The following is a 12,842-nucleotide window of genomic DNA, read 5'->3' on the forward strand; positions in this document are numbered from 1 at the left end:
GGCCAAGAAGGACGAGGCCAAGAAGGACGAGGCCAAGAAGGACGAGGCCAAGAAGGACGAGGCCAAGAAGGACGAGGCCAAGAAGGACGAGGCCAAGAAGGACGAGGCCAAGAAGGACGAGGCCAAGAAGGACGAGGCCAAGGCGGACGGCAAGGCCGAGGCGAAGGCCGAGGCGAAGGCCGAGGGCAAGGCGGAGGAGAAGGCCGAGAAGCCCGCGGACAAGTCGTGAGCGAGCTAGCGAGCGAACCATTGACACAGGGCGACCGCGAGCGGCGACACCGAGCCTGTGAGGGGTCGACGTGAGTTTCTTGGCCGACGCTCTCGAGCACCTGGTGCGCGGCATCGTCGACAACCCCGACGACGTGCGCGTCGAGCTGGTGACCACGCGCCGCGGTCGCACGCTCGAGCTGCACGTCAACCCGGAGGACCTCGGCAAGGTGATCGGCCGTGGCGGCCGCACCGCGACCGCGCTGCGCACCGTCATGGCCGGCATCGGCGGCCGCGGCATCCGAGTGGACGTCGTCGACACCGACCAGTGACGACCGAGCTCCTGGTGGGCCGCGTCGCCAAGGCCCACGGCATCGGCGGCGAGCTCGCCGTAGACGTGCACACCGACGCACCGGACGAACGCTTCAGTCCCGGGGCCGTGCTGAACGCACGGCTCCGGGACCGTTCCGTCCGCGCCCTGACGGTGTCCGCGGTCCGGGCGCACTCCGGCCGCCTGCTCGTCCGCTTCGAGGAGGTCCCCGACCGCACGGTCGCCGAGACGCTACGTGGGGCCCAGCTCCTCGTCGACGCCGTCGACCTGCCGCCGAGCGAGGACCCCGACGAGTTCTACGACCACGAGCTGGAGGGTCTCGCAGCGGTGCTCGAGGACGGCACCGAGGTCGGCAAGGTCCGCGAGATCGCCCGCAGCCCGGGCGGCGAGCTGCTCGTCCTCGACCTGGCGGAGGGCGGCGAGGCACTGGTCCCGTTCGTCCGGGAGATCGTCCCCGAGATCGACCTCCCGGGCGGCCGCGTCGTGCTCACCCCGCCCGAAGGCCTGCTGACCTAGAGGCGCATCGACATGCGAATCGACGTAGTCACGATCTTTCCCGAGTACCTGGACCCGCTGCGCCAGGCGCTCCTCGGCCGCGCGATCGATCGCGGCCTGCTCACCCTGGACGTCCACGACCTGCGGAAGTGGACCCACGACGTGCACAAGGCGGTCGACGACAGCCCGTACGGCGGCGGCCCCGGCATGGTCATGAAGCCGCAGGTGTGGGGCGAGGCGCTCGACGAGCTGTGCGCCGCGGGCACTCCACGCCTCGTCGTGCCGACTCCCGCCGGCCGCCCGTTCACCCAGGCACTCGCCCGCGAGTACGCGGGGGAGGAGTGGCTGTTGTTCGCCTGCGGCCGCTACGAGGGGATCGACCAGCGGGTCCTCGACGACGCCGCCCGCCGGATGCCGGTCGACGAGGTGTCGATCGGCGACTACGTCCTCGTCGGCGGCGAGGTCGCCGTCATGGCGATCGTCGAGGCGGTGGCGCGGCTGCTGCCCGGCGTGCTCGGCAACCCGGCTTCGGCCGAGCAGGACTCGTTCTCCGACGGCCTGCTCGAAGGGCCCAGCTACACCCGCCCCGAGGTGTGGCGCGACCTCCCGGTGCCCGAGGTGCTGCGGTCGGGCAACCACGGCGCCATCGACCGGTGGCGCCGCGACCAGGCGCTGGCCAGGACGTTCCACCGTCGTCCGGGGCTGCTCGACGCGTTGCCGCACGACGACCTGGACGCCCGCGACCGCGCCGAGCTGGAGCGGTTGCGCGGAGCCGACTGATCCCCGGCTTCGGGACCGCTGTTCGTGCATGACATACTTGGCCAGTTGTTGCGGCCGGGTGGCGCCTCGGCGCAAGCCACGTTGATCCCCCAGATGTCGACTGAGAGATGGTTTCAGTCGCGCCCGGGACATGAGAACGACACGAGGACGGATACACCGATGAACACCCTGGATGCACTGGACGCCAAGTCGCTGCGCTCCGACCTCCCGGACTTCCGGCCGGGCGACACGCTGAAGGTCCACGTCCGAGTCATCGAGGGCTCCCGCGAGCGGGTCCAGGTCTTCAAGGGCGTCGTCATCCGCCGGCAGGGCGGTGGCATCCGGGAGACCTTCACCGTGCGCAAGATCTCCTTCGGCGTCGGCGTGGAGCGCACCTTCCCGGTGCACTCGCCGAACATCGCCAAGGTCGAGATCGACCGGCGCGGCGACGTGCGGCGGGCGAAGCTCTACTACCTGCGCGAGCTCCGCGGCAAGGCTGCCAAGATCAAGGAGAAGCGCGAGGCCGCGCCGACCTCCTGACCGGCGGCTTGACGCCCGCGAGCGGCATCTCCCGTAACCTGGTTCCGTGGCCATCCCCGTGCACGCGCAGTCGCCGGAGGACGACTCGGAGCGTACCGACCTGATCCCCAGGATCGATGAGTTCATCGAGCCGCAGGTATGGCGTCCGGAAGCTCCGGATCGTTCCAACGGCCACCACGCGAACGGTGCGGTGCCGGGCGACGTGCTCCCGGAGCGGGAGCGCCCGGAGCGCCCCGATGGCGACCCGAAGTCCAAGCGGGGCAAGCATCGCCGGCCTCTCAAGAAGAAGCCGCTCTGGCAGGAACTGCTGACCCTGTTCGCTGTCGCGCTGCTGTTGACCTTCGTGATCCAGCACTTCATCGGGCGGGTCTACTCGATCCCGTCCGGGTCGATGGAGAAGACGCTGCACGGCTGTCCCGGCTGCACCGGCGACCGTGTCCTGGTGGACAAGCTCACCTACGCGTTCACCGACCCGTCGCCCGGCGACGTGGTCGTCTTCAAGGGCCCGAACACCTGGACCGAGAACGACATCCAGGCGCCGCCATCCGGCAACGTCGTCACCAACGCCTTGCAGTCGATCGGCGCCGTGGTCGGCCTCGCGCCGCCGGACGAGCGCGACTTCGTCAAGCGCGTGATCGCGATCGGCGGGCAGACCGTCCAGTGCTGCGACGCCCGAATGCGCGTGCTGGTCGACGGCCGGCCGCTGAACGAGCCCTACGTGTACTGGCTCAACGGCAAGCCGGACGCCCAGCAGCGCTTCGACCCGGTGCTCGTGCCCGAGGGCACGCTCTGGGTCATGGGGGACAACCGTTCCGACTCGTGTGACTCCCGCTGCCAGGGCGGCGGCAGCATCCGTGGCGTGGTCCCCATCGACAACGTGATCGGCAAGGCCCGCTTCGTCGTGCTGCCGCCTTCGCGCTGGCAGGGCGTCGGCGACCACAACCCCCAGGGCGGCATTCCGTTCGCGCTCGGCGCGCCCGCCTGGCAGCAGGGTCTCCCCGCCGGTGTCGGTCTGGTCGCCGCGTGGCCGATGTTGTGGGTCGGCCGCCGGATCAGGTGGGTGATCCGCCCGCCACGCGGGACGCGGGGCGACGATCCGCCGGTGGAGCACCGGTAGTCTGCACGGGTGGTCGACGTCGCACATTCCAGGAACAACAGGGACAACGAGGACGAGGGGGACGACTCGACCAACCGGCGGCGCGACGGAGACGCGGAGAAGTCCGCCGAGTCCGACGCGGAGCCCGATGGTGAACCCGGTGCCGAGCCCCCCGCGAAACCGCGCCGGAAGAGGAAGCAGCGCTCGTTCTGGAAGGAGCTGCCGATCCTGATCGGGGTCGCGCTGCTCCTCGCGCTGCTCATCCAGACCTTCGTCGCGCGAGTGTTCGTGATCCCGTCCGAGTCGATGGAGGCGACCCTGCACGGCTGCCCCGGCTGCTACGGGGACCGCGTGCTGGTGGACAAGCTGGTCTACGGCTTCGGCGAGCCGGAGCCGGGTGAGGTCGTCGTGTTCAAGCGGCCGGGCACCTGGAACCAGTCGGAGTTCCAGTCCAACCGCTCCAGCAACGCGTTCGTCTCCTGGCTGCAGGATGTCGGTGCCGCGTTCGGCCTCGCGTCGCCGGACGAGGACGACGTCGTGAAGCGGATCGTCGCGGTCGGCGGCCAGCGGGTCGAGTGCTGCGACGACCAGAACCGGGTGCTCGTGGACGGCAAGCCGCTCGACGAGTCCTACGTCTACTGGACGCCCACCGCCGAGCCGAAGCAGGCGTCGTTCGCGCCGATCGACGTGCCCGACGGGATGCTGTTCGTGCTGGGGGACAACCGCAACAACTCCAGCGACTCCCGCTATCAGGGCGGCGGTGGACGTAACGGTCTGGTGCCCGTGGACAATGTCATCGGCAAGGTGCGTTGGGTCGTGCTGCCGCCGGCGCGTTGGCAAGGCGTCGGCGACCACAACCCACAGGATGTCGGCGACGCGGCGGCGCTGGGGATCCAGTACGGCTTCCCGCTCGGCGGCGGGCTCCTCGCCGCCTGGCCGGCGCTGTGGCTCGGCCGGCGGGTGCGCACCACGCTCCGGACCGCTGCGAGATCCGCGGGAGACGAACCGTGACGTTGGCCCACCTGGACTGGCTGGAGTCCCGCCCGCCGCGCGTCGTGCTGCGGCGGGAGACCGGCAACTGGGGACTGCAGTCCGCCCTCGACAGGCGCGGGCTCGGCCCTGTGGCGGGCGTCGACGAGGCCGGCCGAGGTGCCTGCGCGGGCCCGCTCGTCATCGCGTCCTGCGTGCTCAAGCCGGGTGACGCCGCCCGGTTCGAGGGGCTGACCGACTCCAAGCTGCTGACCGCCGCCGCACGGGATCGAATGTTCGATCGGGTGACAGCGCGGGCGATCGACTACGCGGTGGTGATCGTCCCGGTGCAGGAAGTCGACCTCATCGGCGTACACGTGTCCAACATCGAGGGAATGCGCCGGGCGATCGCCCAGCTGCGGACACACCCTGGGTATGTGCTCATCGACGGTTTCCGGGTGCCGGGCCTCACCGCGCCGAGCATGCCGGTGATCAAGGGTGACCAGGCGGTGGCCTGCGTGGCCGCGGCGTCGGTGCTGGCGAAGGTCACCCGCGACCGGATCATGGCCGGGCTGCACGAGGACCTGCCGATGTACGGGTTCGACGAGCACAAGGGGTACTGCACCCGCGAACATGGGGCGGCGCTGACCGAGCACGGGCCGAGCGCGATGCACCGTTGGTCGTACGTGAACGTGGCGATGGCGGGTCTCGCGCACGGATTGCGGGCACCACATCCGGTGTCTTTGAGTGTGGCGGCGTCCGCCGTGGTTCAGAATGGGGGATCCGCCCCCGTCGATCCTGAGGAGCGCGTAACCGCATGAGTGCGGAGGATCTCGAGAAGTACGAGACCGAGATGGAGCTGCAGCTCTATCGGGAGTACCGCGACATCGTGAGCCAGTTCTCCTATGTCGTGGAGACCGAGCGGCGGTTCTACCTGGCCAACGGCGTGGACGTGCAGGTGCGCGACTCCGACGGCGAGGTGTACTTCGAGGTACGGATGTCGGATGCGTGGGTCTGGGACATGTACCGGCCGGCGCGCTTCGTGAAGAACGTCCGGGTCATCACGTTCAAGGACGTCAACGTCGAGGAGCTGGACAAGCCGGATCTTCGGCTGCCCGAAGAGGGCCCGTTCGGCACCTGAGTTATCCACAGTCCGCGGACCTGTCCACAGTTCGCGCCCCACCGCTGGCACCCACCGCCCGCACCCGGGAACGTCGAAGCCATGACGGCTGACACGACCCGACCGAGCGCACCACATCTGCGTACCGGCGAACGCGGCGAAGCGGTGGCCGCGCGCTATCTGGAGAGCCGCGGCCTGGTGGTGCTGGACAGAAACTGGCGCTGCCCGGAAGGCGAGCTGGACCTCATCGCCACGGACCGGCGGCGCCTGATCATCTGCGAGGTCAAGACCAGGTCCAGCACCAACTTCGGCCACCCCGCGGAAGCGGTGACCGACGAGAAGGCCAACCGAATCCGCCGCCTGTCCAGACGCTGGCGAACCACACACGACGTCGGCTGGTGCGAGGAACGCTTCGACATCATCTCGATCACCTGGCCCCCAGGCGAACCCCCGAGAATCCACCACCTGAAGGGCGCGTTCTGATGCGCCCCGCGCTGACCGGGCGCCTCCTGCCTGTCGGAGGTGCGCTCCCATGCCGCTAGCCCGAGCGTGGTCGGTGGCCCTGTTCGGTGTCGACGGCGTGGCGGTAGAGATCGAGGCCGACATCGGCGGCGGCCGCCCGCGAACCCAGATCGTCGGCCTTCCCGACGCCTCCCTCAACGAGGCCAAGGAGCGCGTTCGCGCCGCCATCCGGAACAGCCGCGAGGAGTGGCCCGGTGAGCTCGTCACCCTGGCCCTGTCGCCGGCCGCCCTCCCGAAGGGCGGCTCGGGCTACGACCTGGCGCTGGCCTGTGCCGTCCTGGCAGCCGCCGACCGCGTGCCACCCGAGGTGCTCACCGGCATGGCTCTCATCGGAGAGCTGGCCCTGGACGGACGCATCCGCGCCGTCCGGGGCGTACTCCCCGGCCTGCTGGCCGCCCGCCGGGCCGGCCTGCGCCGCGCCGTCGTGCCCGCGTCGGCCCTCTCCGAGGCCGCCCTGGTCACCGACCTGGACGTTCGCGGCGCGAACACCCTGGTCGAGGTTCTGTCGTCGCTCCGCGGCGAGACAGACTCGCTGCTCAGGCCGGCTCCGCGACCACGATCGACCGAGGCTGACGACGTTCCCGACCTCGCGGACGTCCTCGGCCAGCCGGAGGCACGCTGGGCGTTGGAAGTCGCGGCGGCCGGCGGACATCACCTGCTGCTGAACGGCCCGCCCGGCACGGGCAAGACGATGCTCGCCAAGCGACTTCCCGGCCTGCTGCCCCCGCTGAACGAGGAGCAGGCGCTCGAGGTCACGGCCGTCCACTCGATAGCCGGCCTGCTGTCGCCGGCTGCACCGTTGATCACAGTTCCCCCGTTTGTCGCGCCGCATCACTCCACCTCGGTGCCGGGCCTGGTCGGTGGCGGTTCAGGTCTCGCCAAACCCGGCGCGATCAGCCAGGCACACCACGGCGTCCTCTTCATGGACGAGGCCTGTGAGTTCGGCCCGAACCGACTGGAGGCGCTGCGAACCGCACTCGAAGAAGGCGAGGTCCGCTTGGCGAGACGGGATGGCGTCGCTCGCTACCCGGCCAACTTCCAGCTCGTCCTCGCCACGAACCCGTGCCCGTGCGCGCCGCCCCGCGAGCTGGACTGCACCTGCTCGCCGCATGAGCGGCGCCGCTACCTGGGCCGTCTGTCCGGTCCGCTCCTCGACCGCGTCGACCTGCGGGTCCGCATGCGCCCGATCACCGCGATGTCGAGCGCCGAGGTCTCCACACCCGAGTCGACCGCTGTCGTGCGCGCCCGCGTGGACAAGGCGAGACGCCGGGCCGCGGACCGCTGGCACGAGCACGGCTGGCTCACCAACGCACAGGCGCCAGGCCCGATCCTGCGCCGCGAGTTCGGCTTACCCCACAAGGTCACCGCCCTGCTCGACCGAGTCCTAGCCACCGGCGCGGTGACCGCCCGAGGCGCCGACCGCTGCCTTCGAGTCGCCTGGACTCTGGCTGACCTGGCAGAAGCCGACCGCCCCGAAGCAGACCACGTAGCCGCCGCCCTGGAATTCCGAGACCGGAGATCCGCATGACGACCACCGAACCAACCCCACCAATCGACCGAGCGCGGACACCCGCCGACCCCACCCACCGACCCACCTCCACCGACAAACCCCGCACCGGCGAAGCCACACTCTCCTCACACCCGCCCCGATCGGCCACCTCGCCCCCGAAGATCAACCCGATCCTCGGGAATCCGCACCCGCCGGCGGGTCGATCTCCGCAGGGCCATCCGCGGACGCACACCGACCCCACTTACGGATCCACGTCCACCGACGATGCGCCCACCGGCGACAACTCGTGCTCCTCACACTCGCCCCAATCGGCCAGCTCGCCGTCGAAGATCGATCCGTTCCTCGGGGATCCGCACCCGCCGAGTCCGATGGCCTCGGCTCCCGATCACTCGTCGAGTCGATCTCCGCAGGGCCATCCGCGGACCCGCGCGGATTCCGCCTGCCGACTCACCTCTACAGACGATCGGCCCATCGGCGACAACTCGTGCTCCCCGCACCTACCCCGGCCGGTCAGCTCGCCGTCGAAGATCAACCCGTTCGTCGGGGATCCGCACCCGCCGAGTCCGAGTGTCACGCCTCCCAATCAGATGGCGGGTCGATCTTCGCAAGGCCATCCGCGGACGCACGCCGACCCCACTTGCGGATCCACGTCCACCGACGATGCGTCCACCGGCGACAACTCGTGCTCCCCGCACCTACCCCAATCGGTCAGCTCGCCGCCGATGATCGATCCGTTCGTCGGGGATCCGTACCTGCCGAGTCCGAGTGTCACGCCTCCCAATCAGATGGCGGGTCGATCTCCGCAAGGCCATCCGCGGACGCACGTCGACTCCGCCTGCCGACTCACCTCTACAGACGATCGGCCCATCGGCGACAACTCGTGCTCCCCGCACCTACCCCGATCGGTCAGCTCACCGCCGATGATCGATGCGTCCGTAGGAGATCCGCATCCGCCGAGTCCGATGGCCACGGCTCCCGATGCCTCGTCGGGTCGATCTCCGCAGGGCCATCCGCGGACGCACGTCGACTCCGCCTGCCGACTCACCTCTACAGACGATCCGCCCGCCGGGGACAACACGCGCTCCCCACACTCATCCCGACCGGTCACGTCGCGTCCGAGGATCAATCCGATCCTCGGAGATCCGCACCCGCCGAGTCTGGCGGCCACGGCTCCTGATCACGTGCCGAGCCGATCGCCGAAGAGCCAGCTCTCGACAGCCGACCCGCCAACCTCGAACCCAACAGACCACTCGGCGGCGTCACGCGTGACCCGCTTGGCCACTCCAGCCGAGACGCCCGACCGCACTCGCCCAAGCGACCAGCCCTCGGAACGGCACCAGCAACCGGCGACCGGCGGCCTCAGCGCGACCCAGCCGTTCGGCGAGGAAGTCCTTCTGGCGCGGGCGTACCTCATGCGCGTGGCCGAGCCGCCGGCCACCGCACTGCTCACCTTCGTCGACGCGGTGGGGCCAGTCGTGGCGGCCGCGCGCGTCCGGGCGGCGGACGTACCGCCGGCCGTGCTGGCCGAGACCTCCGCTCGACGGCACCTCGACCAGGCCGCCGGCGACCTGGCCGACGCCGCTCGGGTCGGTGCCCGCCTCGTCGTGCCCGAGGACGACGAGTGGCCCGCCTGGCAACTGCTCTGCCTCGCCGCCGCGGCGGATCGGGGGCAGCGCTGGTCCGGCACGCCGCTCGGGCTCTGGGCGCGCGGGCCCGCAACCCTTGCCGACACCTTCGACCGGGCCGTGTCGGTCGTCGGTGCGCGGGCGGCCACTCCCTACGGCGAACACGTGGCCGCCGAGGTCGGCTACGGGCTCGCGTCCGCCGGCATGACCGTCGTGTCGGGCGCCGCGTACGGCATCGACGGCTCGGCCCATCGCGGCGCGCTCAACGCCGAGGGCCGCACCGTCGCGGTTCTGGGCTGCGGCGTGGACGTCAACTACCCGTCCGGCCACGCGACGCTGCTCGACCGGATCGCCGAGCGCGGCCTGGTGCTCAGCGAGTACCCGCCCGGCACGCACGCCGCCAAGCACCGGTTCCTCGTCCGCAACCGGCTGATCGCGGCGCTGTCGACAGGAACGGTCGTGGTCGAGGCCGGCGTGCGGAGCGGCGCCCGCAACACCGCGACCACCGCCGCCGCGCTCGGGAAGGTGGTGATGGCGGTGCCAGGACCGATCACCTCCGCGACGTCGGTCGGCTGTCACGACCTGCTCCGTACCGGCGCCGCGATGCTCGCCGGATCGGTCGCGGAGGTCCTCGAGGCCGTCGGCCCGGTCGGGGAGCACCTCGTCGACCGGCCGGACGGCCCGCGCCGCCGAACCGACGGCCTCGGCGACGACGCCCTACGTGTGCACGAGGCACTCCGTCGCCGTACGGCTCGCAGCACCGCGCAGGTGGCCGTCGAGTCAGGCGTCCCGCTCGACCGGGTCCGCGCGCTCCTGCCAGAGCTCGAACTCACCGGCCTGGCCGAACGATGTGAGGAGGGATGGCGCCAGGCCCCTGCCTAACGCCGCACCGACCCCGCACGCGGCGGAATGACCTGGCACGACGACGAACCGACCGCACGAAGCGGAGGAGGCCTTGCGCAGTGCGAACGGGCCTGGCCTGGCAGTCGGCCGGCCGCGCGGCGGTGGGCCGGCCTCATACGGCAGTTGGCCGGCGGCGGAATGGTCCGGCATGGTGGCGGACCGACTGCACGGAGGCGGGCCAGGTGTTGTGTGACGGCGAGCGGACTCGGCGTGGCGGCTGGCCGGCGCGCGTTGCGGGTGGAGCTGCCCGGCTCGGCGGAGGGAAGGCCCTGCGTGGCGGCGGACCGACCGCACGGAGGCAGGCCGGCTCCTGCGTGGTGCGGTCGTAAGGGCGGCTGGCCGATCGCGGTGGCGGGCTGATCGCGTCTGGCGGCGTGGCGGTGCTTGACTCCGTCCCCGGTCATGGCGGAGCGTCGAGGGGTGCCAGGATCTTCGTCCGCGCGTCGGAAGCGGGTCGATCTCCACCGGATCCGCGGTGCGCTGCCGCCGCCGGTCGTCGAGGTCGTGCATGCCTACGAGCGGCACCTCGCCCTCGAACGCGGGCTCTCGGCGCACACGGTGCGGGCATACGTCGGCGACGTCGTGTCGCTGCTCGGGTTCCTGCACGGTCTGCCGGCGGTGGACCCGGCAGCTGAGGGAGTCGACCACAGCCGAGGGCGCGGGATCGAGGCGCTCGAGCTTCCGGTGCTGCGGGCGTGGCTCGCCGCGTTGCGGGGCGGCGGTGCGAGCCGCACCACGCTCGCTCGCCGCTCGGCGGCGGCTCGGACGTTCACGGCGTGGGCACAACGGCGCGGGCACCTCGCGACGGACCCGGGCGCGCGGCTGGCGTCGCCCCGGCCGCACCGGACGCTGCCGTCCGTGCTGCGGCAGGACCAGGCGAGCGACCTGCTGCAGGCCTCCGAATCGGGCGCGGCGCAGGAGGACGCGGTAGCGCTGCGTGACCACGCGCTGCTGGAGCTCCTGTACGCGACCGGCGTGCGGGTGTCCGAGCTGTGCGGCCTGGATGTGGACGATGTCGATCTTCGCCGGAGGGTGGTCGTGGTCTTCGGCAAGGGCGGCAAGGAGCGGACGGTGCCGTTCGGCGAGCCGGCCGAGCGGGCGGTGCGGGCGTGGCTCGCACGGGGACGACCTGCGCTGGCACGGTCTACGTCCCCACCTGCGCTCCTGCTGGGCGCTCGTGGTGGCAGGTTCCAACCTGCAAGCGTTCGACGTATCGTGCACGGAGCGCTGGGTGCGGTGCCGGGCGCCCCCGTCATGGGGCCGCACGGTCTGCGTCACTCTGCCGCGACGCATTTGCTCGAAGGTGGTGCGGATCTTCGGAGCGTCCAGGAGCTTCTTGGTCACGCTACGCTCGCTACCACCCAGCTATACACACACGTGACCGTCGAACGGCTGAAGGCGATTCATGACCGAGCCCACCCACGCTCCTGATGACGCAGGTGAAGGCATCGGGACACCGGGGCAGACGCCCATCGGCAGGCCGCCGGCTGGGGCGACCAACGGTCATGCCGTGAGCTTCGGCGTCGGGGAGACCGCCGGCGTGCTGCCCGGTGACAAGCGGACCTTCGACGATGTCGAGGCGGGCATCGTCGCGCTGTGGCGCGCCTTCGGCAAGCGCCGCGAGCAGCGGCTGCGCGACCGCCTGGTGCTGCACTACGCGCCGCTGGTCAAGTACGTCGCCGGCCGGGTCGGCACGGGCCTGCCCGCGCACGTCGAGGTCGCCGACCTGATCCAGTCCGGCATCTTCGGGCTCGTCGACGCCATCGAGAAGTTCGAGCCCGAGCGCGGCCTGAAGTTCGAGACCTACGCCATGCAGCGCATCCGCGGCGCCATCCTCGACGACCTGCGTGCCCAGGACTGGGTGCCGAGGTCGGTCCGCGGCCGGGCCCGCGAGGTCGAGCGCGCGCTGGAGCGCCTCGGCGCCCAGCTGCGCCGCACGCCGACCGACGCGGAGCTCGCCGAGGAGCTCGGGCTCTCCGTCATCGAGCTCGGCGACGTCTACGCCCAGCTGCAGCTCACCAGCGTCGTCGCGCTCGACGAGCTCGCCGCGGCGGGGCGCGGCTCCACGCCGCTCGCCGACATCCTCGAGGACCCGGGCGCGCTCGACCCCGTCGCGCTGCTGGTCGACCAGGACAACCGCCGCCAGCTCGCCGAGGCGATCGCGCACCTCACCGAGCGGGATCGGGTCGTGGTGACCCTGTACTACTTCGAGAACCTGACCCTCGCGGAGATCGGCCGGGTGCTCGGGGTCACCGAGTCGCGGGTCTGCCAGCTGCACACCAGGGCGGTGCTGCGGCTGCGCGCCAAGCTGCTCGAGAAGACCGAGGTCTAGCTCTCCTCCTTCCACGGCAACAGCCGAACGTGGCCGGTGGCCACCAGCGACAGGGGATCCAGGTACTCGTCGCCACGGCGGACGCCCCAGTGCAGGCACGCGCTCGGGCAGCCTCGGTGACCCGCCCGCAGCCGACCCAGCACTGCGTCGGCCGCCACCCGCCGGCCGGCCTTCACGGCTGGGGACAGCGGCTCGTACGTGGTGCGCAGTCCGTTCGAATGGTCGACCGAGACCACGCCACGCCCGGCCAGCGGCCCGGCGAACACCACCACACCGGCACCCGCCGACAGCACGGGCGCGCCGGCCATCCCGCCGAGGTCGACACCGCGATGGCCCGGGCCGTACGGAGACGACGGCTCCTCGAACGCCCGCACCACCGGATGCGGCGGAGCCAGCGGCCAGCCGAAGCGCTCGCTGCCCCGCGGGCCGGCCC

General features: G+C 71.3%; 15 protein-coding genes. 14 read left to right on the top strand and 1 reads right to left on the bottom strand.

The features are described from left to right. From ACRDSK_RS25640 to ACRDSK_RS25705, 14 genes are all read left to right on the top strand, one after another. A partial coding sequence (locus ACRDSK_RS25640) for a hypothetical protein (RefSeq protein ID WP_431443819.1) occupies nucleotides 1–229 on the top strand: 229 nt, incomplete at its 5' end. A 70-nt stretch (nucleotides 230–299) separates the two neighbouring features. Next, nucleotides 300–539, top strand: a complete 240-nt coding sequence (locus ACRDSK_RS25645) for an RNA-binding protein (RefSeq protein ID WP_431431597.1) — start codon at nucleotides 300–302, stop codon at nucleotides 537–539. Then, entirely contained in the window at nucleotides 536–1,054 is a 519-nt protein-coding gene (gene rimM, locus ACRDSK_RS25650) for a ribosome maturation factor RimM (RefSeq protein ID WP_431443820.1), read from the top strand. Before ACRDSK_RS25645 ends, rimM begins: the two co-directional genes overlap by 4 nt. Before the next feature lie 12 nt (nucleotides 1,055–1,066). Beyond that, complete coding sequence (trmD, locus tag ACRDSK_RS25655; protein ID WP_431443822.1) at nucleotides 1,067–1,813, top strand: tRNA (guanosine(37)-N1)-methyltransferase TrmD; 747 nt, start codon at nucleotides 1,067–1,069, stop codon at nucleotides 1,811–1,813. 159 nt (nucleotides 1,814–1,972) lie between these two features. Continuing rightward, a complete protein-coding gene (gene rplS, locus ACRDSK_RS25660; RefSeq protein ID WP_431443823.1) occupies nucleotides 1,973–2,332 on the top strand; it encodes a 50S ribosomal protein L19 in 360 nt (119 codons plus the stop codon). Between the two features lie 190 nt (nucleotides 2,333–2,522). Then, nucleotides 2,523–3,449: a signal peptidase I gene (gene lepB / locus ACRDSK_RS25665; protein ID WP_431443831.1), complete on the top strand. Its 927-nt coding sequence runs from the start codon at nucleotides 2,523–2,525 to the stop codon at nucleotides 3,447–3,449. A gap of 9 nt (nucleotides 3,450–3,458) precedes the next feature. Further along, the gene (gene lepB, locus ACRDSK_RS25670) at nucleotides 3,459–4,439 is read left to right on the top strand and encodes a signal peptidase I (RefSeq protein WP_431443824.1); all 981 of its coding nucleotides are present in this window, start codon (nucleotides 3,459–3,461) and stop codon (nucleotides 4,437–4,439) included. A 20-nt stretch (nucleotides 4,440–4,459) separates the two neighbouring features. Next, a complete protein-coding gene (locus tag ACRDSK_RS25675) occupies nucleotides 4,460–5,218 on the top strand; it encodes a ribonuclease HII (RefSeq protein WP_431443833.1) in 759 nt (252 codons plus the stop codon). Continuing rightward, nucleotides 5,215–5,538, top strand: coding sequence for a DUF2469 domain-containing protein (locus ACRDSK_RS25680; RefSeq protein ID WP_431443825.1), 324 nt, complete (start codon nucleotides 5,215–5,217; stop codon nucleotides 5,536–5,538). Before ACRDSK_RS25675 ends, ACRDSK_RS25680 begins: the two co-directional genes overlap by 4 nt. An 81-nt stretch (nucleotides 5,539–5,619) precedes the next feature. Next, nucleotides 5,620–6,000 (top strand): YraN family protein, encoded by a 381-nt coding sequence (locus ACRDSK_RS25685; RefSeq protein ID WP_431443826.1) that lies wholly within the window; start codon nucleotides 5,620–5,622, stop codon nucleotides 5,998–6,000. Nucleotides 6,001–6,049: 49 nt separating this feature from the next. Further along, entirely contained in the window at nucleotides 6,050–7,567 is a 1,518-nt protein-coding gene (locus ACRDSK_RS25690) for a YifB family Mg chelatase-like AAA ATPase (RefSeq protein WP_431443827.1), read from the top strand. A 1,394-nt stretch (nucleotides 7,568–8,961) separates the two neighbouring features. Continuing rightward, nucleotides 8,962–10,056: a DNA-processing protein DprA gene (dprA, locus tag ACRDSK_RS25695; RefSeq protein ID WP_431443834.1), complete on the top strand. Its 1,095-nt coding sequence runs from the start codon at nucleotides 8,962–8,964 to the stop codon at nucleotides 10,054–10,056. Nucleotides 10,057–10,479: 423 nt separating this feature from the next. Beyond that, nucleotides 10,480–11,508: a tyrosine recombinase XerC gene (locus ACRDSK_RS25700; RefSeq protein ID WP_431443828.1), complete on the top strand. Its 1,029-nt coding sequence runs from the start codon at nucleotides 10,480–10,482 to the stop codon at nucleotides 11,506–11,508. Further along, entirely contained in the window at nucleotides 11,483–12,409 is a 927-nt protein-coding gene (locus tag ACRDSK_RS25705; RefSeq protein ID WP_431443829.1) for a FliA/WhiG family RNA polymerase sigma factor, read from the top strand. The genes ACRDSK_RS25700 and ACRDSK_RS25705 overlap by 26 nt, the downstream gene beginning before the upstream one ends. On the opposite strand, the gene ACRDSK_RS25710 is transcribed toward ACRDSK_RS25705, so the two are convergent. Beyond that, nucleotides 12,406–12,842: murein hydrolase activator EnvC family protein (locus ACRDSK_RS25710; RefSeq protein WP_431443830.1), on the bottom strand; the 437-nt coding region annotated here is incomplete at its 5' end. The genes ACRDSK_RS25705 and ACRDSK_RS25710 overlap by 4 nt on opposite strands.

Source organism: Actinophytocola sp. (assembly GCF_050699915.1).
GTDB lineage: Bacteria > Actinomycetota > Actinomycetes > Mycobacteriales > Pseudonocardiaceae > Actinophytocola.